This window comes from Tropicibacter alexandrii (assembly GCF_003667315.2).
GTDB lineage: Bacteria > Pseudomonadota > Alphaproteobacteria > Rhodobacterales > Rhodobacteraceae > Tropicibacter > Tropicibacter alexandrii.
In genome coordinates this window covers 25,825-49,331 of the sequence record NZ_RCTZ02000015.1, presented here as the reverse complement: position 1 = coordinate 49,331, position 23,507 = coordinate 25,825, and the positions used below count along the sequence as shown (strand labels likewise).

General features: G+C 62.9%; 23 protein-coding genes. 12 read left to right on the top strand and 11 right to left on the bottom strand.

Going from position 1 to position 23,507, the window contains the following annotated elements:
- Positions 1-23: 23 nt before the first annotated feature.
- Positions 24-713, bottom strand: a complete 690-nt coding sequence (locus tag D8Z78_RS17525) for a sugar transferase (RefSeq protein WP_240672170.1) — start codon at positions 711-713, stop codon at positions 24-26.
- Between the two features lie 948 nt (positions 714-1,661).
- Between D8Z78_RS17525 and D8Z78_RS17520 the strand changes: the two genes are divergently transcribed.
- The 6 genes from D8Z78_RS17520 (at position 1,662) to D8Z78_RS17495 (ending at position 5,472) form a co-directional block, all read left to right on the top strand.
- Positions 1,662-2,276 carry a ribonuclease D gene (locus D8Z78_RS17520; RefSeq protein ID WP_121630395.1) on the top strand — a complete coding sequence of 205 codons (615 nt, stop codon included), beginning with the start codon at positions 1,662-1,664 and terminating at the stop codon, positions 2,274-2,276.
- Between the two features lie 11 nt (positions 2,277-2,287).
- Positions 2,288-2,905 (top strand): LPS export ABC transporter periplasmic protein LptC, encoded by a 618-nt coding sequence (gene lptC, locus D8Z78_RS17515; RefSeq protein ID WP_121630396.1) that lies wholly within the window; start codon positions 2,288-2,290, stop codon positions 2,903-2,905.
- Positions 2,902-3,384 (top strand): lipopolysaccharide transport periplasmic protein LptA, encoded by a 483-nt coding sequence (gene lptA, locus D8Z78_RS17510; RefSeq protein WP_121630397.1) that lies wholly within the window; start codon positions 2,902-2,904, stop codon positions 3,382-3,384. The genes lptC and lptA overlap by 4 nt, the downstream gene beginning before the upstream one ends.
- Positions 3,385-4,143 (top strand): LPS export ABC transporter ATP-binding protein, encoded by a 759-nt coding sequence (gene lptB, locus D8Z78_RS17505; RefSeq protein WP_121630398.1) that lies wholly within the window; start codon positions 3,385-3,387, stop codon positions 4,141-4,143. It abuts the gene before it with no gap.
- A gap of 258 nt (positions 4,144-4,401) precedes the next feature.
- Positions 4,402-4,965 (top strand): ribosome hibernation-promoting factor, HPF/YfiA family, encoded by a 564-nt coding sequence (hpf, locus tag D8Z78_RS17500; RefSeq protein WP_121630399.1) that lies wholly within the window; start codon positions 4,402-4,404, stop codon positions 4,963-4,965.
- Between the two features lie 42 nt (positions 4,966-5,007).
- Complete coding sequence (locus tag D8Z78_RS17495) at positions 5,008-5,472, top strand: PTS sugar transporter subunit IIA (RefSeq protein WP_121630400.1); 465 nt, start codon at positions 5,008-5,010, stop codon at positions 5,470-5,472.
- Positions 5,473-5,476: 4 nt separating this feature from the next.
- Here D8Z78_RS17495 and D8Z78_RS17490 read toward each other — a convergent pair whose 3' ends face one another.
- The 8 genes from D8Z78_RS17490 to cysQ form a co-directional block, all read right to left on the bottom strand.
- Positions 5,477-6,907, bottom strand: coding sequence for a sulfotransferase family 2 domain-containing protein (locus D8Z78_RS17490; RefSeq protein ID WP_121630401.1), 1,431 nt, complete (start codon positions 6,905-6,907; stop codon positions 5,477-5,479).
- A gap of 11 nt (positions 6,908-6,918) precedes the next feature.
- Positions 6,919-8,619 carry a DUF5927 domain-containing protein gene (locus tag D8Z78_RS17485; protein WP_121630402.1) on the bottom strand — a complete coding sequence of 567 codons (1,701 nt, stop codon included), beginning with the start codon at positions 8,617-8,619 and terminating at the stop codon, positions 6,919-6,921.
- Positions 8,616-9,602 carry a glycosyltransferase family 2 protein gene (locus tag D8Z78_RS17480; protein WP_206169699.1) on the bottom strand — a complete coding sequence of 329 codons (987 nt, stop codon included), beginning with the start codon at positions 9,600-9,602 and terminating at the stop codon, positions 8,616-8,618. The genes D8Z78_RS17485 and D8Z78_RS17480 overlap by 4 nt, the downstream gene beginning before the upstream one ends.
- Positions 9,603-9,674: 72 nt before the next feature.
- Entirely contained in the window at positions 9,675-10,826 is a 1,152-nt protein-coding gene (locus D8Z78_RS17475; RefSeq protein ID WP_121630404.1) for a glycosyltransferase family 4 protein, read from the bottom strand.
- A complete protein-coding gene (gene galE / locus D8Z78_RS17470; RefSeq protein ID WP_121630405.1) occupies positions 10,807-11,787 on the bottom strand; it encodes a UDP-glucose 4-epimerase GalE in 981 nt (326 codons plus the stop codon). Before galE ends, D8Z78_RS17475 begins: the two co-directional genes overlap by 20 nt.
- Before the next feature lie 3 nt (positions 11,788-11,790).
- Complete coding sequence (galU, locus tag D8Z78_RS17465) at positions 11,791-12,687, bottom strand: UTP--glucose-1-phosphate uridylyltransferase GalU (RefSeq protein ID WP_121630406.1); 897 nt, start codon at positions 12,685-12,687, stop codon at positions 11,791-11,793.
- 125 nt (positions 12,688-12,812) lie between these two features.
- On the bottom strand, positions 12,813-14,051 hold the full coding sequence (locus tag D8Z78_RS17460; RefSeq protein WP_121630407.1) for a glycosyltransferase family 2 protein: 1,239 nt from the start codon (positions 14,049-14,051) through the stop codon (positions 12,813-12,815).
- A 3-nt stretch (positions 14,052-14,054) separates the two neighbouring features.
- Complete coding sequence (gene cysQ / locus D8Z78_RS17455) at positions 14,055-14,852, bottom strand: 3'(2'),5'-bisphosphate nucleotidase CysQ (RefSeq protein ID WP_121630408.1); 798 nt, start codon at positions 14,850-14,852, stop codon at positions 14,055-14,057.
- A 117-nt stretch (positions 14,853-14,969) separates the two neighbouring features.
- Between cysQ and D8Z78_RS17450 the strand changes: the two genes are divergently transcribed.
- The 3 genes from D8Z78_RS17450 to D8Z78_RS17440 are packed head-to-tail and all read left to right on the top strand — an operon-like array spanning position 14,970 to position 17,053.
- On the top strand, positions 14,970-15,800 hold the full coding sequence (locus D8Z78_RS17450) for an ABC transporter permease (protein ID WP_121630409.1): 831 nt from the start codon (positions 14,970-14,972) through the stop codon (positions 15,798-15,800).
- Positions 15,801-15,842: 42 nt separating this feature from the next.
- Positions 15,843-16,436 carry a COG3650 family protein gene (locus D8Z78_RS17445; RefSeq protein WP_121630410.1) on the top strand — a complete coding sequence of 198 codons (594 nt, stop codon included), beginning with the start codon at positions 15,843-15,845 and terminating at the stop codon, positions 16,434-16,436.
- The gene (locus tag D8Z78_RS17440) at positions 16,436-17,053 is read left to right on the top strand and encodes an SH3 domain-containing protein (RefSeq protein WP_121630411.1); all 618 of its coding nucleotides are present in this window, start codon (positions 16,436-16,438) and stop codon (positions 17,051-17,053) included. The genes D8Z78_RS17445 and D8Z78_RS17440 overlap by 1 nt, the downstream gene beginning before the upstream one ends.
- Here D8Z78_RS17440 and D8Z78_RS17435 read toward each other — a convergent pair.
- Positions 17,031-17,648, bottom strand: a complete 618-nt coding sequence (locus D8Z78_RS17435; RefSeq protein ID WP_164933000.1) for an alpha-ketoglutarate-dependent dioxygenase AlkB family protein — start codon at positions 17,646-17,648, stop codon at positions 17,031-17,033. The two genes, D8Z78_RS17440 and D8Z78_RS17435, sit on opposite strands and share 23 nt — an antisense overlap.
- Before the next feature lie 210 nt (positions 17,649-17,858).
- Between D8Z78_RS17435 and dnaK the strand changes: the two genes are divergently transcribed.
- The 3 genes from dnaK (at position 17,859) to radC (ending at position 21,908) form a co-directional block, all read left to right on the top strand.
- On the top strand, positions 17,859-19,778 hold the full coding sequence (gene dnaK, locus D8Z78_RS17430) for a molecular chaperone DnaK (protein WP_121630413.1): 1,920 nt from the start codon (positions 17,859-17,861) through the stop codon (positions 19,776-19,778).
- 80 nt (positions 19,779-19,858) lie between these two features.
- The gene (dnaJ, locus tag D8Z78_RS17425; protein ID WP_121630414.1) at positions 19,859-21,013 is read left to right on the top strand and encodes a molecular chaperone DnaJ; all 1,155 of its coding nucleotides are present in this window, start codon (positions 19,859-19,861) and stop codon (positions 21,011-21,013) included.
- Between the two features lie 130 nt (positions 21,014-21,143).
- A complete protein-coding gene (gene radC / locus D8Z78_RS17420) occupies positions 21,144-21,908 on the top strand; it encodes a RadC family protein (RefSeq protein ID WP_121630415.1) in 765 nt (254 codons plus the stop codon).
- A 39-nt stretch (positions 21,909-21,947) separates the two neighbouring features.
- Here the strand turns inward: radC and D8Z78_RS17415 are convergent, their stop codons facing one another.
- Positions 21,948-23,495 (bottom strand): phosphate ABC transporter substrate-binding/OmpA family protein, encoded by a 1,548-nt coding sequence (locus D8Z78_RS17415; protein WP_121630416.1) that lies wholly within the window; start codon positions 23,493-23,495, stop codon positions 21,948-21,950.
- Between the last annotated feature and the right edge of the window lie 12 nt (positions 23,496-23,507).

Sequence of the window (23,507 nt, the reverse complement as noted above, 5' to 3'; positions counted from 1 at the left end):
GTCAACGCATCTGGGAGGTGTGTTTAGTAGCCAGTGCCGCGGATCACGACGCGCACGGTCTTGAGCAGGATACGCAGGTCGGTGCCAAAGGACAGCTTGCGCAGGTAATCCCCGTCGAACTCGGCGCGCTGGGCAAAGCTGCTTTCGTTGCGGACCGAAGTCTGCCAGAAGCCCGTGATGCCGGGGCGCAGCGCGTAGTACGCGGTGCCGGGATAGATCTCCTGCTGGCAGGGCATCATCGGACGCGGACCGACCAGCGACATGTCCCCGCGCAGCACGTTCCACAGCTGCGGCAGCTCGTCGATCGAGGTCTTGCGGATCACGTGGCCAATCGGGGTGATGCGCGGATCGTGGCGCAGCTTTTGGTCGCGGTCCCACTCGGCGCGGGCGGCGGGATTGTCGGCCAGATAGGCATCCAGCAGGCGATCCGCGTTCGGCACCATCGAGCGCAGCTTCCACATGAAGAAGGTCGTGCCGTTGCGGCCGACGCGTTCCTGACGATAGAAGGGCGACTTGCCGTCAAGGGCGATCACCGCGGCAAAGGCCAAGGTCATCATCAGGACCGGCAGGGCCGCCATGAGGACGAGGGTGACGTCAAGCACGCGCTTGAAGGTGTCACGATATGGGGTCGGGGCGCGATCGGGGCGCAGAGCGTCCTCGATCAAGGCTTCGAATTTTGCCGTCGGCAGCGGCTGGCGAAAATGCAGTGTCAAGATGACCTCCCAAGTCATGCGTTGACGAGAGCAACGATCGGTAAATCAATTCTACTTTCCAAGGCGTATGAGAGCCGTTCGGAGCATCCGCACCGTTCAACCATTACGGCACGAGGCCGTGTCATTCACCCACCCGTTCAGGCAGATCGTATCAGACTTACCGTTCAACTCCCAAGTGGAAGCACCAACCCCCAAGTGCCGTGGCTACGCGAAATAAGACAAGATTATGTTCTTACGCTCGACACATTCAGTTATGACGCTGCTCCTCTGACACGTCAACAAAGACATGGCGCTGCACCTTTGGGTTGTGTCTCTGGTTGGCGACAGGATGGCGCCGACCAGTGCAACATGGTTAATACGCCACTGTTTTTGCGGATGTTTTTCCACGCGGGGTGACGGGGTCAGCGCGCTGTCCCTTGGCATTGCCGCGCCCGAGGCTTACGCTCAATTGATGTACGTCAGCGAACAATTCCTTTGGCGCCCAACGGGCATTTGTTGCCGGTTAAGAAACAATGAATGTGGAATCTGGAAATAACGCGGCTGAATCGGCGAAAATTTGCTGCGAATGCCGGTAAGTGCCCCTTGGACGCGTTTCAGCAGGAAACAATCGACATGCGTGCAAATGCTTGGGATCAGGCGATTCCCGGCATCCTGCCGGATCGCCCGCAACTGCGTCTGGCGCTGTTTGGCGGCAGGTCGGGACGGGCCTCTCGGACAATCCTAGGGGGAACGTTTCCGCTCACGAAATGTTACAATTTATCAGAACTTGCGAGAAACGCGCCCGAATCGGGGCGCCTCCGGGCCAAATTCCTGCCGCATTTGGTCCGAATCTCGCCCAGATTCCGGGGGTGGTCGGTCAAATGTGACGGGTTTGCCCCGTTTGCCAGAGTTGAAAGCAACCAAGCAGGGGTCTATGTCCGGCCCATTGTCAAAACAGGAAGGCTGTCCGTGGCAAACCATCTGTACAAGGGAGACCTGCCCGACGATCTCGACCTGGGGCCGGTGGTCGCCATCGATTGCGAAACCATGGGGCTAAACCCGCATCGCGACCGGCTTTGCGTGGTGCAACTGTCGTCGGGCGACGGCCATGCGCATCTCGTCCAGATCGCCAAGGGTCAGACCGCAGCGCCCAACCTGTGCCGTTTGCTGGCCGATCCGCAGGTGCTCAAGCTATTCCACTACGGGCGCTTCGATATCGCCGCCATGTACCAGACCTTTGGCGCGCTCGCCGCGCCGGTCTGGTGCACCAAGATCGCCAGCCGTCTGGTGCGCACCTATACGGACCGGCACGGCTTGCGCTCGCTCGTGCAGGAGTTGCTGGGAACCGATATCTCCAAGCAGCAGCAATCCAGCGACTGGGGGGCGGACACGCTGACCGACGCGCAGCTGTCCTACGCGGCCTCGGACGTGCTGCACCTGCACCGGCTGCGCGACGCGCTGACCGAGATGCTGGAACGCGAAGACCGCAGCGACCTTGCGCAGGCCTGTTTCGATTTCCTGCCGACGCGGGCCCGGCTGGACCTGTCGGGCTGGGCCGAAACCGACATCTTTGCCCATGGCTGAGCGTGACTGACATGGCGCGGCCGGACGGCATCTATTCCCACGTGATCGCGGGGCTCAAGATCGGGCTGCCGCTGGTGGCGCTGGCGATGCTGTCGACCATGTTCATGCTGTCGAGCCAGCGCGAACCCGCGACCAGCGTGCCCTTTGCCGATGCGCTGTCCGGGACCGAGACCGCACGCCAGCAGGTCGGCGCGCCGTACTACGCCGGCACCACGGATCGCGGGGACATCCTGACGATGACCGCGCGCACCGCCCGGCCCGAAGCCGAAGGCGTGATTCGCGCTGACCAGCTTGAGGCCCGCCTGCGCCTGCAGTCCGGTGGCGAAATCCTGCTCGATTCCGCCGAGGCCACGGTGCGCGACGACGAACGCAAGGCTCACCTGCAAGGCGGGGTCCGGATCGAAAGCTCTCAGGGCTATGTGGTGACGACCGATGCGATGATTTCCGGGCTGGACAGTGTCGAAGCCGAAACACTGGGGCCAGTGCGGGGCGAGGGCCCGCTGGGCACGCTTGAGGCGGGCAAGATGCGCATCCAGCCGACCGAGGATGGTGGCGATGTGCAAATGCTGTTCACCGGGGGCGTAAAACTGGTATATCGGCCCAGATCAGAAGAGAAAGCTGCCCAATGATCCGTGTTCTTGCCGTTCTGGCCGTCATGTTCCCGTCTGTCGCACTGGCCCAGCAGGTGGCGTTCGGCTCGATGCAACAGGATACCAGTGCCCCGGTCGAGGTGACGGCAGATGCGTTGTCGGTCAACCAGTCCGACGGCACGGCGCTGTATACCGGGAACGTGGTCATTATTCAGGGCCAGATGCGGCTGGCCGCGCCACGCGTGCTTGTCGTCTATGTCAAGGGCGGTGGCCGGATCGAGCGGCTGGAGGCCACGGGCGGCGTCACGCTGGTCAGCGGCGAAGAGGCCGCCGAGGCGCAGCGCGCCGATTACGACATCGATGCCGGGTCCGTGGTGATGAGCGGCAATGTCCTGCTGACTCAAGGCGAGAACGCGCTGACATCCGAACGGCTGGTGGTCGATCTGGAAAGCGGCACCGCGCAAATGGATGGCCGGGTGCGCACCGTGCTCCAGCCAGCCGGGGATGAGGGCCAGTAAATGGCGCGTCCTGAATTTTCCGTCACCGAGGGCTCTTCGGGCCTGCGCGTCAAGCATCTGCGCAAGAGCTATCGCAAGCGCGTGGTGATCCGCGACGTCACGATGACGCTGGACCGGGGCGAGGTCGTGGCCCTGCTGGGGCCGAACGGGTCGGGCAAGACGACGTCCTTCTACGCGATTGCCGGTCTGGTGAACCCCGATGCGGGGCAGGTGATGATCGACGGGCGCGACGCTACGTGGCTGCCGATGTATCGGCGCGCGCGGCTGGGGATCGGCTACTTGCCGCAGGAGATGTCGATCTTTCGGGGGCTCAGCGTCGAGGACAACATCAGGGCCGTTCTGGACATCGCCGAAAAGGACAGCCACCGCCGCCGCGAGCGGCTGGAGGAGCTGTTGGGCGAATTTTCCATCGAACACCTGCGCCGCGCGCCTGCGCTGGCGCTGTCCGGTGGGGAACGCCGCCGGGTGGAGATCGCCCGCTGTCTGGCGGCCGATCCGAAATACCTGCTGCTGGACGAACCCTTTGCCGGGGTCGATCCGATCAGCGTCGGGGACATCCGCCACCTCGTGGCCGACCTCAAGACGCGCGGCATCGGTGTGCTGATCACCGACCACAACGTGCGGGAAACGCTGGAAATCGTCGACCGTGCCTATATCCTGCATGACGGGCATGTGTTGATGTCCGGCACGCCCGACGAGGTGGTGCGCAACGAAAATGTGCGCCGTGTGTATCTGGGCGACAACTTCCGTATCGGTTGACACGCGGCGGCGACAGATTGTTTGCCGGAAAGCGAAATTTTGAGCGCGGCCTCCATTGACAGACGCACGTCATCGTACCTTCATATAGGTATGGCTCTTCGTTCTGTTGCAGTGCTGATCGACCGCTTCCTTGTTTCCGGGGACGGTCGAGATCAAACCGCAGGAACGGCGGGCCTTTCCCGGACCATCACTGCCTGATTGCGGCGGGGGCGCCAGCCCTCGGCGTGTGGTATGGTCGTAAAGAGAAAAGGACCGAACATGCGTTATCAGATCACGGGCAAGCATATCGACATCGGCGAGGCGCTTCAGACCCATGTGAGGAACGAACTGGGGGAGGTTTTGGAGAAGTACGGGCAACGTCCGACAGACGGCACCGTGATCTTTTCCAAGGACGCCCATGAATACGTATGTGAAGTGGTCGTCCATCTGTCGAGCGGCCTGAACGCCGCCGCCAAGGCGCGCGCCACCGAGATCTACGCCGCGTTCGACGAATGCGGTGAGAAAATGGACAAACAACTGCGCCGCTACAAGCGCCGCCTGAAGGATCACCACAAGGATCGCCCAGACCCCGTTGAACATTTGATGGGCTCCTCGTATATCCTCGCCGGAGAGCCGGATTCGCATGATGACGAGCCGGACTCGCTGCAACCGATGATCGTGGCCGAGATGGAAACCAAGATTCCGTCCCTGTCCGTCGGCGAAGCGGTGATGCAGATGGAACTCGCGGGCGCCCCGGTGCTGGTCTTCCGCAACGAGAAGAAAGATGGCGTGAACGTCGTATATCGCCGGGATGACGGCAATATCGGCTGGATCGATCCGTAACAGAGCAGGCGGCGCAAGCGCCCAGTCAGGCAGGTTAACTCCATGAAGTTCTCTGATCTCCTCAAGCCCGAGGCCGTGAAAGTCATTTCTGCCGTTTCCTCGAAGAAACGTCTGATGCATGATGTCGCGGAGCTGTCAGAGAGCGCCTATGGCCTGCACGCCCCGACCGTGGTCGAGGCCCTGATGGAACGCGAAACGCTGGGGCCGACCGGTGTCGGCCACGGCGTGGCGCTGCCACATGCGCGCGTCAGCGGCCTTGAACAGGTCGTCGGCGCGTTCATCCTTCTGGAAAAGCCCATCGATTTCGAGGCGGTCGATCGTCAGCCGGTCGACGTGATCTTTGGCCTGTTCGCCCCCGAAGAGGCGGGCGTCGAGCATCTCAAGGCGCTGGCGCTGGTGTCCCGATCGCTGCGTCAAGAAACGCTGTGTGCCAAGCTGCGCGCCAACCGGGATCCGCAGACGCTTTACACCATCCTGACCGAGGATGCGGCGGTGAAGGCCGCCTGAGCCCTCAGCCCCAATCCCCGAACCCGAACATGATGTAGTCACGGGCATAGGCGTCACGCGCCAATGCCTCGATCTGGTCATCATAGATTTCCGCCAGCGAAAACGGCGCGGCATTCGGCACGCTGGCCGGATCGGGCGGGCTGGCATGGCCGACCTGCATCGCCAGCGCAGGCAGGTAGCTGGCCATCTCGTCCTCGCGCACGATCATGTCGGGCAAGGTGAACTCCGCCATGCCCTGAATGCACTGCGCCTGCGTCGCCCAATGTCCATCGACCCGCACGGCGGTCTGCCCCTGCAGGTTCGCCTTGACCCATGCGAGGAAGGATGTGAACGCCTCGCGATGGGCGTTCACGTCGTAATCCGACCCCGGTTCATCCTCGGGGATGGGCAGGTTGTGGGCGCGGCGCAGGGTCTTGCGGATGCCCTTGAAGCTGCCCTGCCGGGTGGTCAGGATCTTGGTGCAGAACGCCTCATGCGCGCGGGCCAGCGGGTGCCGGATCACGGTAAAGCTGCGATGGCCGGGGTTGTCCTTTTTCCAAGCGCGCAGCGTGCCTTGGGAAAAGTCGCCAAGCAGGTCCTTTTGGCCGACATCGTCGAGCGCGCAGAGCCAGCGTTGCACGGCCACCTCCGGCCCCGACCGGATCGGCATATACAAAAGCGGAGTGCGCGGGGCGGCCACATAAGACGGCACGACCGGCCCCCGGCGCGGTTCGAAATTCGGGGTGCGCGACAGGTTGAAGCGGTCCATCCTCGCCAAGGCCCGCTCCATCTCGGAGAAGTTCTCGACCTTTTGCGACAGCGGTTCGGGGTTCTGGACCTTGAGCGCCGTATTCAGGCTGTCGAGCTGCGATTTCGCCCCCAGCCAGCGCGCCAGCCCGTTCATGATCTCGACGTCCTGAAGGTCGTCGTAATCGATATAGAACGCGGTCTGCGCGGTCTTTTGCAGGGCGTTCATCAGCATGACCTGAAAGGTCTGCAAGGCCGCCAGATGGTCCTCGAATTCCTGCGCGTCGAAATGCGCCTGCGCCTCTTTCCGGCGTTTGACGTTGGTCAGTTTCCATTGGTTGGTGGCGCGGGCGATCTTCCAGCTGACATAGCTTTCGGCGGGGTTCCGGGTCAGCACGATCTTGGCGACCTTCGGGTCACGGGTCAGCGCATCCAGCACGCGCGGGTCGTGGTCGTGAAAGTAGCGAAAGCCGCCGATCCCGCCGGGTGTGGCATGGCGGATCTGGCCCAGCAGGCGCGTCGGATCGTGGTCGCGTTCCGCTAGGGTGATGCCAAGGATGTCTTCGGAATTCGGGTAGCCGATGAAATGCGGGTTGAACGCCTCGCCATGGCAGGTGATCCCGTCAAAGGCGTTCAGGTTCGCCTCGAGAAAATTCGACCCGGTGCGCATTTCGGCAAAGACGACGAAGCAGTCGAAACCATGGGACATTCAGCGGCCAATCACTTCTTGATCAGATAGGGTTTGCGAGGGCCAGAACGCGTGTTTCTGGGGGCGGGGTCAACCGGGAAATCGCCCATGAGATAGGGGTGCATGCCCTGATTCTTCAGGTTTTGCAGGAATTGCCCAAATCCGTTGAGGTTTTCCAGCCTCGGCGCCTCGGCCAGTCGGCGCAGGGATTTCTGGCCGATCTCGTCGATGATGACCTGAAGCGGTTCCATCGGGCTTTCGATGAACTCGGCCATGGTCCAGATGCGCACGCGTGCCTTCACGTCGGGGCTGCGCAATTCGTCCAGCATCCGGCTTTCGATCTTTTGCAGCTTGGCGGCGGTGGCGCGGAGGTCGGCGAAATTGGCGTTCGACTTGAACAGCGGCACGGCCCAAGCGCCCGAGATCACGCTGATCTGGGCATTGGGGTCGCGCGACATGTGCCAGTTGATCTTGGGGTTGTCGCGCGGCCCGTATTGAAAACACTGCCGCTCGCCACGCGTGTTCCACAACAGATTGGTCAGAAAAGCCAACGGGTTGGCGTCGCGCAGCAGGGCATTGTCGGACAGGGCGCCGTTCAGAACCGTCTGGCCCCCGGCGAATTCCGCGCGTTCAGGCGCAAAGAGATGGCCGTGGACCTGCGCGCCGGTGGCGCGGCCAAGCCATCCCTCGAATTCCTCGAACAGTTCGGAAAAGCCCTGAAAAACCGAGTATTTCCCGGCGGTCAGCCCGTTTTCCCAGCCATAGTTGGGATAGCGGGATTGCATGAACAGACCGGGGCGGCCACGGGTCCGGCGGTCGACGGCCTTGGCAAAGATGCGGTCGATCTTGCCGGGGTTGGGTTCCTGCCGCGACATGGCGCGGTTCGGGTCGGTCAGAAAGCTTTCGTACAGGCGGTCCGCATGTGGCCATATCTTGCGCGCGACGAAACAGTCGGACCGGCGCAGCAATTGCAGGTGATCGTCGTAGAAGATATGCGGTTTGCCCTGAAAGTCGAACTTGGACAGCGTCAGCGAGCGGCTCTCGATCTTGGTCGAATAGAGCCGGGCGAGCGTCTGGAAATAGCTTTCGTCCGGAATCCAGACCCGCCGAAAATAGGCGTCGAAGGATGGGCGTTCGGGGTCTTGCAGGATTGCGCTCAGGGTCTGGCGCGTGAGGCACCACCACTGGCTGCCCATATGCGGAACGATTCCGCCGGGAATGCGCCGTTTGTAGCCGACAAGGCGCTGCAACTCGACGAACTTGTCGAACAGGTAGCGGTTTTGCCGCCACGAAAACGGGAAATGCAGGGTGAAGCGCTCATGGTCCAGCCCGCCCACCGTCCATGGCACATCCGCTGTCGTGGCGCTTTCGATGAAGTCGGTGCGGGGGCGGTGCGCGAGGTATTCGACCAGTTCCTCGACCGGGCGCAGCGGCAGGCAGGACCCGGAGGCAAGGTAGACATGGCGCACCTCTTCAAAGCGCTCCAGCATCAGTTCGGATGCGTCCTGAGAGGCGGCGACCAGCCCCCAACTGCCCCATTCGCAGCGATGCCGCTTGGAAAACAGCACCGAGGGTTCGTCCTGCAAGCGCGCAACGAAGGCGTCATAGGTCTTGCGCGACACGTTGCGGTCGACATGAATGACCACCGGGCAGCCGCCGCGCGCCCAATGCCGGGCGACCTGCTCGGCCCGGCCCAAAGCCGTATGGACCAACATGACGATGCCGACGGTCATGCCCAGTTCCCCTTGGACATCAGGCCGAGGATTTCGAGTTGCCGCCAGTTGATGTATTTCTCGGACCACTTGCACCACAGGTCCGGATTGTCCTGCACCGCATCTGCGTAGGCGATGTATTCCCGGCTGGCCCCGTAATGCTGTCCGCGGGTCAGTTCCTCTTCGGCTTTGTCGGCAAAGGTGGACAGGAATTTCGTGTGCAGCAGGATGCCGCTGGCCTTTTCCCCGCCCCATTCGTCGTAAACAAGATTCAGCCCGCGTGGCAGCAGGTTATGGGTTGAGGACACATAGGCATAGCGCCGGTCCCAGCGCACCAACGGGATCTTGTTCAGCGCGGGCGCCAGTTCCGGCTTGTTCGCAAAGAAGACCCGCGCGCGCGGGCCGCCCTGTATCCACAGGTTGCCCAGTTCGGGGTTCTTCTGGATCGTGTAATTGCCGCTGTCGAACCAGGACGCGATTTCCAGCGGGTTCTGACCGGGCATGTAGGGCGTCTGGTCCATGCGGCCCTTGGGATACATGTCCAGCAACATTGCCGAGAACGACTTGATCGAGGAGGCATCCAGCCAGTCGGTCAGGGCGCGCAGGGGGCGCGTGTCGCAGAACGGGTACAGGAACAGTTCGTCCGGGTCGACGGTCAGGCACCAGTGGCCGTGGCCGTATCTCATCAACAGCCAGTTCATCCAGTCGACGCCAAAACGGGACCGTTTGTAGCTGGCTTGCGTTGACCAGACAGAGACATCCGGCTGTCGCGCCAGGTAGTCCAATGAGCCGTCGGTGGAATCATTGTCCACGATCAGGAAATGATTGACCCCCATATCCCGGTAGTAATCGAGGAAGTAGGGCAGGCGCACACCCTCGTTGCGCTGGGTGGAAAAGACCAGCAAATCCGAGGGTTTGATGTCAGATGTGCGGTTCGTCACCGGGCGGAGTTCCCGACGCTTGCGAAAGGCGCGAATACGCCAGCGGCGTCGCCGAAGCCGCAAACGGTATGACTGCCATGCGCCCAATCAGGTGCCCTCTTGTCGACCGGCGTCCCGGCCCTTGACTGGTTGGTATCAGAGCAGCGTTAACACGGCCTTGAAATGCGCGTCCCAATCGGGGGGCGTGAATTTCTTGCGGCTGCTATTGTTTCCTGCGCGAAGACACTGGGCCAGTTCGATAATCTTTGATTGCCAAAGATAACGATCCGAAACGTTTGCGTAAACGGGTATATTCCCCAATATCTCCCGATAGATGGGAAGATCGTTGCACAAAACCGGCACCCCCAGCGCGGCGGCCTCGACCGGGGGCAGGCCATAGCCTTCGGCGAAACTTGGAAACAACAGCCCGGCGGAGCCTTTCAGCAGAGCAAAGACCTGATCGTCGGGCAAGCCGTTCAGTTCGTGGATGCGTGCGGGCTTGGCGTCGAGCCGGGCGAAAGTGTCATGGTTTTCCCAACCGCGCTGTCCGAGGATCAGCAGGTCGGCGTCGATTTCCGGCCAGAGGTCCAGCAGCAGGGCGTGGTTCTTGCGTGGTTCGATGGTGCCGAGCGTCACGAAATACGGCGTCGTCCACGGGCCGTGCGGGGCGGTGCCGGGTTGAGGCATGGGCACCCCCAACGGCGCGACGACCGTGGCGCGGGCTTGCGGTGCGTGACGGCGCAGGTCGGCCTCGGTCTGGCGGGAGTTGCAGATCAGCAGATCGGCATGATCGGCGGCGCGGGTCAGGAAGGTGCGAAACCGCGCCACCGTTTCGGGGCGTTGGAATTCGGGATGGTCCAGCGGGATCGTGTCGTGGATCAGCACGGCGATGCGGGCCTCGACCGCGCCCAATGCGCGCAGAACGCGGTCGGTCAGGTTGGTGTGGCCGGTATTCACATAGGTGACGCCACGCGGCAGGTGCCGACGCAGCATCCGTTTCAGGCCGACCGGCAGGCAGCGCGCCACGCACAACCGGCGCAGATCGGCTTCGGCGCCTGCGCGCATCGGGTCGAGCCTGCGCGACAGCCAGTCAGGCGCGCCCCACACATTGTCGCGGATTTTGGCGCGCAAGGCACGGCACCCGGAAGGGTCCAGCAACACATAGCCCAGCGAGGTCCGCACCAATCCCCACACATCGGGGAGGTTCTCCAGATAGGCGTATTCGACCCGATCCACGCCGGTCATGGGGCGACCCGCGCGGCTGATGAGCCGCGTCAGGTCGAGGACCCTAGCGGTCGTAATGGCCATTCTTGTGCCAGCGCCACGCGTCGGCGATCATCTGCGGCATGGTGGACCGCTCCGGCCGCCAGCCCAGTTCCTCGCCCGCGCGGGTGGACCCCGAGACCAGTTTCGTCGCGTCCCCCGCGCGGCGGGGGCCTTCGGAACACGGGACTTCCAGATTGGTGACGTGACCGGCGGCGGTGATGACCTCGCGCACGGAAAACCCCTGCCCGGTGCCAAGGTTGAAGACCCGGCTGCCCTTGCCATCGCGCAGCCATTGCAGCCCCGCCACATGCGCATCGACCAGATCGCAGACATGGACATAATCGCGGATGCAGGTGCCGTCGGGGGTGTCGTAATCGGTGCCGTGGATGGTCAGGCCGGGGCGCTTGCCGTCGATGGCTTCGAGCATGACGGGGATCAGATGCGTCTCGGGGCGGTGATGTTCGCCCACCTCGCCCTCGGGATCGGCACCGGCGACGTTGAAATAGCGGAAAATCACGGATTTCAGGCCAAAGGCGGCCTCGAAGTCGCGCAGGATGTTTTCCACCGCGCGCTTGGACGCGCCATAGGCGTTCAGCGGCTCTTGCGGGGTGTTTTCGTCCAGCACGACATTGTCATGCTCACCATAGGTGGCGCAGGTCGAGGAAAACACGAAATCCATGCAGCCCGCGGCCACGGCCGCCTCGATCAGGGTCAATGACCCCTCGACATTGTTGCGCCAGTAAAGGCCGGGCTTGGCCATCGCCTCGCCCACCTGCGACAGCGCGGCAAAATGCATGACGGCGACCGGCTGCCATTTTGCAAAGACCTCGTCCAGCCGTTTGCGATCCAGCAGGTCGCCCTGTTCAAACGGTCCGAACTTGACCGCGTCCTGCCAGCCGGTGCTCAGATTGTCAAAAACGACCGGGGTGTACCCGGCCGTTTTCAAGGCTTTGCAGGCATGGCTGCCGATATACCCGGCGCCACCCGTAACCAAAACATGCATGACTTATTCCGCAGCCTTCCGCGAGGCCATCACCTCGTGCAGGTAACCTTCGAGGTCGTCACGCAGATCGTCGCGCGCAAGGCCGAAGGCGACGGTGGCCTGAAGGAACCCGGCCTTGGACCCGCAGTCAAAACGCTGACCCCGGAAGCGGTAGCCATAGACGCCCGCTTCGGGGTTGTCGATTTCCTGCGCAATCGCATCGGTCAGCTGGATTTCACCGCCGGCACCGGCTTTCATCTTGTTGAGGTTCTTGAAGATGTTGGGCGACAGGATATAGCGGCCGATCACGGCGAGGTTCGACGGCGCGTCCTCGGTCTTGGGCTTTTCGACCATGCCCTTGACCTTGACCATCGAGCCCATGTCCTCTTCGACATCGAGCACGCCGTAGGACGAAACACGGTCCTGCGGGACCTCCATCGCGGCGACCATGTTGCCGCCGGTTTCCTCATAGGCCTCGACCATCTGCTGAAGGCAGGGCTTTTCGGCGGCGATCACGTCATCGGGCAGCATCACCGCAAAGGGTTCGTTATGCACCAGACGGCGCGCGCACCAGATGGCATGGCCCAGACCAAGCGCCTTGTGCTGGCGGATATAGGCGATCTCGCCGGAATCCATGTTGGTGGATTTCAGGATCTCCAGCAGCTCGTCCTTGCCCTTTTTCTTGAGCTCCTGCTCAAGCGTGGGGGCCACGTCGAAGTAATCTTCAAGCGCGCCCTTGCCCCGCGAGGTGACAAAAATGAATTCCTTGATGCCGGCGGCGCGTGCCTCGTCGATGGCGTATTGCACCAGCGGGCGGTCGACCAGCGTCATGATTTCCTTGGGCACGGATTTCGTGGCGGGGAGGAAACGGGTCCCCATGCCTGCCACCGGGAAAATTGCCTTGGTGACCTTTTTACGCATCCACCTGCTCCTTCATAATATCTTTCGAGCGTATTCTATGCGCGATTGTCGCACAGCCTGCAAATTCTGTCCCGTGATTCATCCGGTATCGGCGAAAAACCATGCATTTCGATTAATTTTCCTGCCTAATTTGCGTCAGAATCGTGCGTTGTTCCGCGAACGCGAACCACTCGGGACAGTTCAAGCCTTAACCGAGAGCGGAATGAGCGGAAACGGAAAAACCTCCCGCTGCGCAGGCTTCTTCCGAAAAGACCCCCGGACTGTTGCCAGAAACCGTCATCGGTGAACCTGACACGGTGAAACAGCGCCGTCGGCGAAAACAGAAAGAGGCTGGTGATCGCGCCGTTTGCCACGGATTGCCGGGCGTCCTCGCGCAGGCGGCGGGCTTGCCATGGGCGGCCCGACAGGGTGACGCGGGGCGCATCTGGCCGGGTCGGGTAGGGCAGGAACAGATCGGCCTCGGCGATGGGCGGCGTGGCGCTGTGGGTGCGCTTGGCCCCGTCGCGTGCGCCCTTGGACAGGCGGCGCATCAGGCGCGCGACCTCGTCAGCGCCCAGAGGGCCGCGCTGCATCATGCGCAGCAAGCGGGTACGTTGTTCCTTGCGGAACTCGGCCCATGCGCGGCGACCTGCCCGGCCCGGCGCGTGCTTGGCCAGAAACACGCGTTGCGAGGCCCCGATCTCGTACAGGTCGCGCGGGGTGCGGTCGCGGCAGCGGCGGGCGCTTTCGGCGAAACCGTGATGGACCTGCGCCAAGGGCACGATGGCGGTGTCATGCCCGGCCTCGGCCAGCCGCAGGTTCACGTCGCTTTCATCGAGGTAAAAGTGAAAGGCCGGGTCAAAGCCACCGATCGCGGCCAGCACCTCGCGCCGAAAGGCCATGTTGGTGCCCTCGGTCTTGACGGCATGGCCTTTGGGCGGGGTCGGTATGACAGGGTCCTCGCCGACGATGTCCAGCGGATGAGATGCGCCAAGCCTGTCGATGCTGCGCGCCGTCCATTGGTAGGAAATACCATTGCGGCCAATGACATAGCCGCCTGATGCTGCGGCGCCCTCGGCCAGTGGCGCGGTCAGGTGGCGCAGCCAGAGCGGTTCGGGCACCGCGTCGTCATCGATGAAGGCGACGAGATCGCCGCCCGCCTGCGCCAGCCCCAGATTGCGCGCCGCCGAGATGTTCGCCTCGTCAAACTCGATCAGCTTGATCCGGTCGGCATCGCTGCGCGCCTTGACGGCCTCTGCGCCTTCGGGGCAGGCGACGACGACGATTTCCAGCGGGGCGTAGTCCAGTTGTGACAGGCCCGTCAGGCACCGCATCAGCGCCGAGGGACGGCCCCGGCTGACGACGATCACGCTGACGGGCAGCATGGCTCAGGCCTCTTTCAGGTCGACGCCGGGCGCGAAGGCGATGAAGAACGGGTTGGCAAAACCGGGCTTGCCATAGGCCAGCGGCGTATGGTCGTCAAAGCGGACGACGCGCCCGCCCGCGCCGTTCAGCACCGCATGACCTGCGGCGGTGTCCCATTCCATGGTGCGACCGACACGCGGGTAGATATCCGCTTCGCCGGTGGCGACGAGGCAGAATTTCAACGAAGACCCGGCGCTTTTCATATCGGCGACGTCATACTTGGAGATATAGGCATCCGTCGCCTCGTCGCGGTGCGATTTCGACGCGACGACCATCAGCGCGCTGTTGTTGGGTTCGGACACGTGGATCGGCTTGGTCTCGCCCACCTCGTCCAGATCGAAGGGGCCGATCTCCTCGACCGAGCGCCCGGTGGAGTCGGTGTAGAACATGCGGCCCTTGGCGGGCGCATAGACGACGCCACGCGTCGGCACGCCATCCTCGACCAGCGCGATGTTCACGGTGAAGTCGCCGCGTCGCTTGATGAATTCCTTGGTGCCGTCCAGCGGGTCGACGATGAGGAAGGTCCGCGCATCCGTGTCGTGGCTGGCGGCCTGCTCTTCGGTCACCAGCGCCACATCCGGGAAGGCCTCGCGCAGACCCGCCGAGATGATCGCGTCGGCGGCTTCGTCGGCTTCGGTGACGGGGCTGTCGTCGGATTTGACCTTCACCTCGAAATCGTCGGAATTGTAGATTTCCATGATCTTCTCCCCGCCCGACAGCGCGAGCCGACGCAGGGTCGTGGTCAAGTCAGAGTAATTCATGGGCAACATCCCTTTCCGAGCCGGTCGGATTCATTGATTTGAAAACTTCTCCGTCTTATGGTGCCTCGCAACCAGAACGGCAAGGATGCCGTCACCCGAGGCCGCAGGAGCAGCGCCATGTTTCAGACCACCGTGCCGCGGACGCGGCTGTCCTCGGCCATGTATTTCGCCGAACTGGTGTATCACAACTCGGTCCGGGCGGTGCGCAAGACGCATGGCAACGCCTTCATGGCGATCTTCATGAACATGCTTCAGACGATCATCTTCGTGCTGACCTTCTATTTCATGTTCATGATCCTCGGCCTGCGCGGGCAGGCGGTGCGCGGCGATTTCATGCTGTATATCATGACCGGCGTTTTCCTGTTCATGACCCATTCCAAGACATTGGGGGCCGTCGCCGGATCGGAGGGGCCAGCCAGCCCGATGATGCAGCACGCGCCGATGAACACCGCCGTCGCCATTGCCGCAGCGATGCTGAGCTCGCTCTATATCCAGGTGCTGTCGCTGGTGGCGATCCTGTTCATCTATGATGTGGCGTTCAACCCGTTCGTGATGACCGAAATCCACGACCCCATTGGCTGCCTGATGATGCTGTTCCTGTCGTGGTTCTCCGGCGCGGCGATCGGGCTGGTGTTCCTTGCGGCAAAGCCGTGGTTCCCCACGCCGATCTCCATCGCCTCGACGATCTACCAACGCGCCAACATGATCGCCTCGGGCAAGATGTTCGTGGCGAACACGTTGCCCTCGTCCAAGCTGGTATTGTTCGACTGGAACCCGCTGTTCCACACCATCGACCAGTCGCGCGGCTATGCCTTCGTCAATTACGTGCCGCGAAATTCGTCTTGGGAATACTCGCTGAATCTGAGTATCGTCCTGATCATGATCGGTTTGATCGGCGAGTTTTATACTCGCAAGCACGCCTCTGCCTCTTGGAGCGCCCGCCGCTAAGGTGACTCCGTCGGGTTTTGGCCTTTGGACGGAGACGCTTTGATGAAACGCTTTGCCTTTGCCTTTCTGCTGGCCACGCCCTTGGCGGCGCAGGACCTGCCCGCGCTTTACGACGTGACCGGCGTTGCCTCGGATGACATCCTCAATGTGCGCACGCGACCGATGGCCTCGGCCAATGTGGTCGGCACGCTGGCCTTCGATGCCACCGGCGTCGAGGTGCTGGAGGAAGAGAACGGTTGGGGTCGTGTGAACGTCGACGGAATGTCCGGCTGGGCGAGCCTGCGCTTCCTGCAGGAGGTGCCCGACAGCCAGATCGAGACGGCGCAGCGGTTCAACTGTTTCGGGACCGAACCGTTCTGGGCGCTGAACGTGACCCAAGGCGATGTGGCGGTGTTTTCGACGCCCGAAGGGTCTGACAAGGCGTTCTCGCTGGGGGTCATGACCACCGCCTCGGGCCGGTTCGAACCGCACGCGATCCTTGGCAGCGCGCAGGCCGAGAACATCACCATCGTCGTATCCGAGGAAATCTGTTCCGACGGCATGTCCGACAACCTGTTCGGCTTCGACGGGACGGTGGTCATCGGTGGCTATGACATGCAGGTCTATTCCGGCTGCTGCACTTTGGAGGTGAACTGATGCGATTTGTTCTGGCGATTTTTCTGGCCTTGGCGCCCGTCGCGGCGCTGGCCTTCCCCAAGCTGTACCATGTCACCGACGTGGCGTCGGACGACACCCTGAACATTCGCGCCGAGCCGAAAAGCGGGACGGACATTCTGGGCGAGCTGGCGCATGACGCAACGCATGTTCAGGTCATGGCGCTCGATGCTTCCGGCAAATGGGGGCAGGTCTACGCGGGCGAGGCCGGGATGGGCTGGGTCTTTATGCGCTACATGGTCGAGGAGCCGGGGGCGGTTTACCCCGACTGGCCGTTCCTCGCCTGCTTCGGCAGCGAAAGCCCGTGGCGGTTCGAGATCACCCAAGGCGAAACCGCGCGCTACAAAGCCGGGTATGAGTTCACCGGACCCAGCCTGACAGTCTCACCGTTGCGCAGCGGCGGAGAGCATCTGTTTTCCAAGGGGATTTTGGCCGAAGGACCGGGGGTGACGGTGACCGCAGCCATCGAACAGGCGCAATGCGAAAGCACGATGGTCGATGCGCAATACGGCTTGCGGGCCTCGGTCTGGGCGCTGACGCCGGACGGGCCAGCCTTTCACAACGGGTGTTGCAGCCTCATGGCGCCGTTTGCCCCGTGACCACCCGCAGGGTCAGGTTGATGCGCCCGCCTTTGGGCAACAGCGTCGAAGTGCCGAACTTGATCCGGTCGACGCCGTGATAGGCAAGGCGCGCATCGCCACCCATCACCACAACGTCGCCGGAGCGCAGCCAGATCGATTCGGTCTTGCCGCCGCGTTCGGGGTTGCCCATGCGGAACAGCCCCTCGTCCCCCAATGACACCGACACGACGGGGCAGGAGAAATCCGCCTCGTCGCGGTCCTGATGCATCCCCATCCTTGCGCCCTCGCCATACCAGTTGATCAGGCAACATTCCGGCGCGCGGGTCACGCCGGACACCGCGTCCCAGACCGCTTGCACACTGTCCGGGATCGGTGGCCAGACCATGCCGTCGGGGTGCCGTTCCTCGTAGCGATAGCCCTTACGATCGGTCACCCAGCCAAAGCGTCCGGCGGCGGACATGCGCACCGACATCGGCTTGCCGCGCGGCGTGACCGGGTGGAACAGCGGCGCGACGGACAGACAGGCGCGCAGGTCGGCGACCATAGATTCCTGCGCGGTACGGTCCAGAAATTCCGGATAAATCACGAAGCCCTTCTGCTCGATCTTCTGCATCCATGCCTCCTTTCGCGGTTCGCGCGCAGAATGTGTGGCATTTCTGCAAAAAAGCCATGCTCGGGATGCTTGCAGGGTGAAATTTGCCTCCTTATATACCCTCCGAACGCTGCAGCAGGTAACACTGCGCCGCGAAACCAATGCGGGGAGCGGATGCCGAAACGGGTCCGGGCCTCGTGACATCGCCTTGAGACAGAAAGGGATCGAATCATGGGTAAAGTGATCGGTATCGACCTCGGCACGACCAACTCCTGCGTCGCCATCATGGATGGCTCTCAGGCCCGCGTGATCGAGAACGCCGAAGGGGCGCGCACGACGCCCTCCATCGTGGCCTTCACCGAAGACGAGCGTCTCGTCGGCCAGCCTGCAAAACGTCAGGCCGTGACCAACCCCGAAGCCACCGTTTTCGCGGTCAAGCGTCTGATCGGCCGTCGCACCACCGACGCCGAAGTGACCAAGGACAAGGACATCGTCCCCTACGCCATCATCGACGGTGGCAATGGCGACGCATGGGTTCAGGCGCGCGGCGAGAAGTATTCGCCCAGCCAGATCTCGGCCTTCATCCTCGGCAAGATGAAAGAGACGGCGGAAAGCTATCTGGGTGAGGAAGTCACGCAGGCGGTCATCACCGTTCCCGCGTATTTCAACGACGCCCAGCGTCAGGCCACCAAGGACGCCGGCAAGATCGCTGGCCTCGAAGTGCTGCGCATCATCAACGAGCCGACCGCCGCGGCGCTGGCCTATGGTCTGGACAAGAAGGAAACCCGCACCATCGCGGTCTATGACCTTGGCGGCGGTACGTTCGACGTGACCATTCTGGAAATCGACGACGGCCTGTTCGAAGTGAAATCCACCAACGGCGACACGTTCCTCGGTGGTGAAGATTTCGACATGCGGATCGTCAACTACCTCGCCGACGAGTTCAAGAAAGAGAACGGCGTCGACCTGCGGGGTGACAAGATGGCCCTGCAGCGTCTGAAGGAAGCTGCCGAAAAGGCCAAGATCGAGCTGTCGTCTTCGACCCAGACCGAGATCAACCAGCCGTTCATCACCATGGGGTCCAACGGTCAGCCGCTGCACCTCGTGATGAAGCTGACCCGCGCCAAGCTGGAAAGCCTTGTCGGTGACCTGATCAAGAACTCGCTGAAGCCCTGCGCCGCCGCGCTGAAGGATGCTGGCCTGACCACGTCGGATATCGACGAGGTCGTTCTGGTCGGCGGTCAGACCCGGATGCCGAAGGTCATCGAGGAAGTGACCAAGTTCTTCGGCAAGGAGCCGCACAAGGGTGTGAACCCGGACGAGGTCGTGGCCATGGGTGCCGCCATTCAGGCCGGTGTTCTGCAAGGCGACGTCAAGGACGTGGTTCTGCTGGACGTGACCCCGCTGTCGCTGGGGATCGAAACGCTGGGCGGTGTCTTCACCCGCCTGATCGACCGCAACACCACGATCCCGACGAAGAAGTCTCAGGTCTTCTCGACCGCCGAGGACAACCAGTCGGCCGTGACGATCCGGGTCTTCCAGGGTGAGCGCGAAATGGCCGCCGACAACAAGATGTTGGGCCAGTTCAACCTCGAAGACATCCCGCCGGCCCCGCGTGGCATGCCCCAGATCGAGGTGACCTTTGACATCGACGCAAACGGCATCGTGTCCGTTTCGGCGAAGGACAAGGGCACCAACAAGGAGCAGAAGATCACCATTCAGGCGTCGGGCGGTCTGTCGGACGACGATATCGAACGGATGGTCAAGGAAGCCGAGGAGAACGCCGAAGCCGACAAGGCCCGCAAGGAGCTGGTCGAGGCGAAGAACCAGGCCGAAAGCCTCATCCATTCGACCGAGAAGTCGGTCGAGGAGCATGGCGACAAGGTCGACCCGTCCACCGTCGAGGCCATCGAACTGGCTGTCGCGGCGCTGAAGGACGATCTGGAGAAGTCCGACGTCACGGCTGACAAGCTGAAGTCCGGCATCCAGAACGTGACCGAGGCCGCGATGCGTCTGGGCGAGGCGATCTACAAGGCGCAGGCCGACTCCGATGGTGACGAGCCGTCGGCTGCCGATGCCGCCTCCGGTCCGGCAGATGACGACATCGTCGACGCCGATTTCGAGGACCTGGGTGACAACAAGCGTGGCTGAGGCCATAGCTTCGGAACCGAAAAGGGGCCGGTCCGGACACCGGGCCGGCCCTTTCACGTATCCGAACAAGGAGGACACATATGTCCAAGCGTGATTATTACGACTTGCTCGGCGTGACCAAGGGGGCCTCTGCCGACGAGATCAAGAAGGCCTATCGCAAGAAGGCCAAGGAACTGCACCCCGACCGCAATTCCGACAACCCCGATGCCGAGGCGCAGTTCAAGGAAGTGAACGAGGCCTACGACGTCCTGAAGGATGCCGACAAGAAGGCGGCCTATGACCGCTTTGGTCATGCCGCGTTCGAAGGTGGCATGGGTGGCGGCGGTGGCCGTCCCGGTGGTGGTTTCGGCGGCGGGCAGGCGGATTTCGCCAGCGCGTTTTCCGACGTGTTCGACGACCTCTTCGGCAACTTTGCCGGGGGGCGTGCTGGCGGTGGCCGTCAGCGCGCCGCACGCGGGGCCGACCTGCGCTACAACCTGCGGGTGACGCTGGAGGATGCCTATAATGGCATGCAAAAGACGATCAACGTGCCGACTTCGGTGCAATGTGGCGAGTGTAACGGATCGGGCGCCGAAGGCGGTGCCGAGCCGACCACCTGCCCGACCTGCTCCGGCATGGGCAAGGTCCGCGCGACGCAGGGCTTTTTCACGGTCGAGCGCACCTGTCCGACCTGTTCCGGCCTTGGCCAGATCATCAAGAACCCTTGCCGTAAATGTCAGGGCGCAGGGCGTGTCCACAAGGATCGCTCGCTGTCGGTGAACATTCCTGCCGGTGTCGAAACAGGTACGCGCATTCGCCTTGCGGGCGAAGGCGAGGCCGGGATGCGCGGGGGGCCTCCGGGTGACTTGTATATCTTCATCGAGGTCGAGCCGCACAAGATCTTTGAGCGGGACGGAACCGAACTGCACTGTCGCGTGCCGGTGTCGATGACTGTCGCGGCGCTGGGCGGTGATATCGAGGTGCCGTCCATCGATGGTGGCCGGTCGCGGGTCAAGATTCCGGCGGGGTCGCAGACCGGACGCCAGATGCGGCTGCGGGGCAAGGGCATGCCTGCGCTGCGCGGTGGCGGCACGGGGGACATGTTCATCGAACTTGCGGTGGAAACCCCGGTCAACCTGACCTCGCGCCAGAAGGAACTGCTGAAGGAATTCGAAAGCCTCGCCGAGGACAACAACCCGGAAAGCTCGAGTTTCTTCAAGTCTGTCAAAGGCTTCTGGGATAGCATGAAGGGGTGATGTCCCACACCGGGCCGTCAGGCCCGGCAGACGCTCCGGGGGAGCGTTTGGGGAGATCACCGGCAAGACCCCGGGCCCTTATGGTCCGGGGTTTACCAAATCTTCACCACTTTCCCCCGATGCTCTGGCCATGACCAGAGGCCCCCACTTCTCCGACTCGCAAGCCGCGCTCTTTGCCTTTGACGAGGCCGAGACAGCGCCCTTGCCGTCCAGTGACAAGCTGCCCTCTTACATCAAGGATCACCGTGCGCGCCTGCGCGAACGCTTCCTTGTGGGCGGGCCGGATGCGCTGCCGGATTACGAGATGCTCGAACTGGTCCTGTTCCGGGCCATCCCGCGGCGCGATGTCAAGCCGCTCGCGCGGGAATTGCTGGACCGGTTCGGCGACTTCAATGGCGTCCTCTCTGCTCCTGTGGCCCGGTTGGCCGAGATGAAGGGCGTGGGCGATGCCGTCGTCACGGAATTGAAGATCATCGAGGCCGCCGCACATCGGCTGGCGCGGTCCAAGGTCCTGAACAAACATGTGGTCAGTTCCTGGGATGCGCTGCTGGATTATTGTCAGACCGCCATGGCCCATCGCGATATCGAGCAGTTCCGGGTTCTTTATCTGGATCGCAAGAACGTCCTGATTGCCGACGAGGCGCAGTCGAAGGGCACGGTGGACCACGTGCCGGTCTATCCGCGCGAGGTCGTCAAACGCGCGCTCGAATTGAATGCCAGCGCCATGATCCTTGTCCACAACCATCCCAGCGGCGACCCGACGCCCAGCGAGGCGGATATCGAGATGACGTCGCAGATCCAGATGGCGGCGGACACGCTGGGCATCACGCTGCACGACCATCTGGTGATCGGCAAATCGCGGGAACTGAGTTTTCGGAGCGAAGGCCTGCTATGAGGGGGCGCTGTTACACCCCCGGCCCGCACGCTGCGCCGATCAGTCCAGCCAGATTTCGACGCGGCGATTGACCTGTCGCCCCCAAGAACTGTCGTCGCAGGCCATGGGCATCGCCTCGCCAAAGGCGCGCGTCTCGACCGTGATGCGCGACAGGTCGGCGGTCTGTGCTTCGGCCAGCACCGCATCGCGCACCGCCTCTGCGCGGGTGCGGGCGATCGACAGGTTCGACGGGGCGGGCCCTTGCCCATCGGAAAATCCGACGAATGTCAGGACGCGCCCGTCATATGCCCCGGATTCCAGCGCGAGGGCGAGCGTCTCGGCATTCGAGCGCGACTGGGCATCGAGGCGCGAGGACCCGGCTTCGAACCGGAAGGTCAGGGACAGGCGACGCTTGCCCGCCAAGGCGCCGATCATGTCCTGCAATTGTTCGAGCCCACCAGCCGCGGCAGCGACGCGCACCGCGTTGCTGAGGCGGTCGCCTTGGAGGTCGATTGCAGTTTCTTCGGGCGCCTGATCGACGAAATCGGCGCGGCGGATCACGATCTGCGCCATCGGGCTGCGCGTATAGGCGAGGAAATCGCGCGCCAGTTTCGGCAGACGGCGCGCGGGCAGATACAGGAACATCGGCGCCGTCAGCGGATAGTCCTCGGTCTTGATCGAACGCCGCGCGGCGCTCAGCTTGAACCCGCAGGTCCCGCCGATCACCAGCGGCTTGGCGTTGCCGATCTCGGAAAAGCTGGCAATGCCCAGCCCGAACGGGTCACGCGCCACCGCATCGGACAGGGCTTGATTGCTGTCGTGGCGCCGGGCTTCGGTCAGCGTGCCGCGCGTCGGTCGGATCAGGCGCTGTTCGAGGCCTTGCACAAGGCCCGACCCTTGTTCGCGCAGGTGCAGCGTGATCGGTGCGTCGGGACCACCCAAGGCCTGCCAGTTGTCGATACGTCCGGACAGGACGCCCGAAAGCTGCGCCAACGAGATTTTGGCAGCCGGATTGCCGGGCGCGACGATGGGCACCATCGCGTCCAGCGCCAGCACGCGCGAGCGGTGCGGGCCGGTCATGTCGCCCAGTCCCGCGGCCAGTGCGGCGGCATTTTCCTCGGGGGTGATTTCGCGCAGCGCCATCACCATGTCCGCCCTGTCGTCGATCAACTCGGCAAAGCCAGCATCGGTGTTGGTCAGGGCCACGTAGAAGCGCCCGACGGTCTTGTCCCCGGAGCGCAGCGTGTACTGGATGTGGGTGTCGTCTTCGGCTTCGCGGGTGGCGGTCATGTTGCCGCGCCGGGCAAAACCTTCGATCAAGGCGGGCAGCAGAATGCGCCCCATGGTTGCGGAACCGACGATGTCCAGTTCGGCCACGTAATCGATCAGGGAGGGGCAGCCGACACCGTCACAGCTGACCCCGGAGCCATCGACCGTCAATTCGCCGTAACGGGTCTGGATGCGGTAGAACTGGCCGTCGAACCCCAGAAGGGTGCCGGTCAATTCGACACCACCATCCTGAGAGCGCAGGGTGATGTCCTGCGCGTGGGCCAGAAGGGGGGCCAGAATGCAAAGTGCGGCGAAGATCGCCGCACGCAGGAGTGTCATGAGTGGCCTGCC

Coding starts and splice junctions, on each gene's coding strand:
- lptC (WP_121630396.1), top strand. CDS start 2,288: ATGGCGCGGCCGGACGGCATCTATTCCCACGTGATCGCGGGGCTCAAG.
- lptA (WP_121630397.1), top strand. CDS start 2,902: ATGATCCGTGTTCTTGCCGTTCTGGCCGTCATGTTCCCGTCTGTCGCA.
- lptB (WP_121630398.1), top strand. CDS start 3,385: ATGGCGCGTCCTGAATTTTCCGTCACCGAGGGCTCTTCGGGCCTGCGC.
- hpf (WP_121630399.1), top strand. CDS start 4,402: ATGCGTTATCAGATCACGGGCAAGCATATCGACATCGGCGAGGCGCTT.
- D8Z78_RS17495 (WP_121630400.1), top strand. CDS start 5,008: ATGAAGTTCTCTGATCTCCTCAAGCCCGAGGCCGTGAAAGTCATTTCT.
- D8Z78_RS17490 (WP_121630401.1), bottom strand. CDS start 6,907: ATGTCCCATGGTTTCGACTGCTTCGTCGTCTTTGCCGAAATGCGCACC.
- D8Z78_RS17485 (WP_121630402.1), bottom strand. CDS start 8,619: ATGACCGTCGGCATCGTCATGTTGGTCCATACGGCTTTGGGCCGGGCC.
- D8Z78_RS17475 (WP_121630404.1), bottom strand. CDS start 10,826: ATGGCCATTACGACCGCTAGGGTCCTCGACCTGACGCGGCTCATCAGC.
- galE (WP_121630405.1), bottom strand. CDS start 11,787: ATGCATGTTTTGGTTACGGGTGGCGCCGGGTATATCGGCAGCCATGCC.
- galU (WP_121630406.1), bottom strand. CDS start 12,687: ATGCGTAAAAAGGTCACCAAGGCAATTTTCCCGGTGGCAGGCATGGGG.
- D8Z78_RS17460 (WP_121630407.1), bottom strand. CDS start 14,051: ATGCTGCCCGTCAGCGTGATCGTCGTCAGCCGGGGCCGTCCCTCGGCG.
- cysQ (WP_121630408.1), bottom strand. CDS start 14,852: ATGAATTACTCTGACTTGACCACGACCCTGCGTCGGCTCGCGCTGTCG.
- D8Z78_RS17450 (WP_121630409.1), top strand. CDS start 14,970: ATGTTTCAGACCACCGTGCCGCGGACGCGGCTGTCCTCGGCCATGTAT.
- D8Z78_RS17445 (WP_121630410.1), top strand. CDS start 15,843: ATGAAACGCTTTGCCTTTGCCTTTCTGCTGGCCACGCCCTTGGCGGCG.
- D8Z78_RS17440 (WP_121630411.1), top strand. CDS start 16,436: ATGCGATTTGTTCTGGCGATTTTTCTGGCCTTGGCGCCCGTCGCGGCG.
- D8Z78_RS17435 (WP_164933000.1), bottom strand. CDS start 17,648: ATGCAGAAGATCGAGCAGAAGGGCTTCGTGATTTATCCGGAATTTCTG.
- dnaK (WP_121630413.1), top strand. CDS start 17,859: ATGGGTAAAGTGATCGGTATCGACCTCGGCACGACCAACTCCTGCGTC.
- dnaJ (WP_121630414.1), top strand. CDS start 19,859: ATGTCCAAGCGTGATTATTACGACTTGCTCGGCGTGACCAAGGGGGCC.
- radC (WP_121630415.1), top strand. CDS start 21,144: ATGACCAGAGGCCCCCACTTCTCCGACTCGCAAGCCGCGCTCTTTGCC.
- D8Z78_RS17415 (WP_121630416.1), bottom strand. CDS start 23,495: ATGACACTCCTGCGTGCGGCGATCTTCGCCGCACTTTGCATTCTGGCC.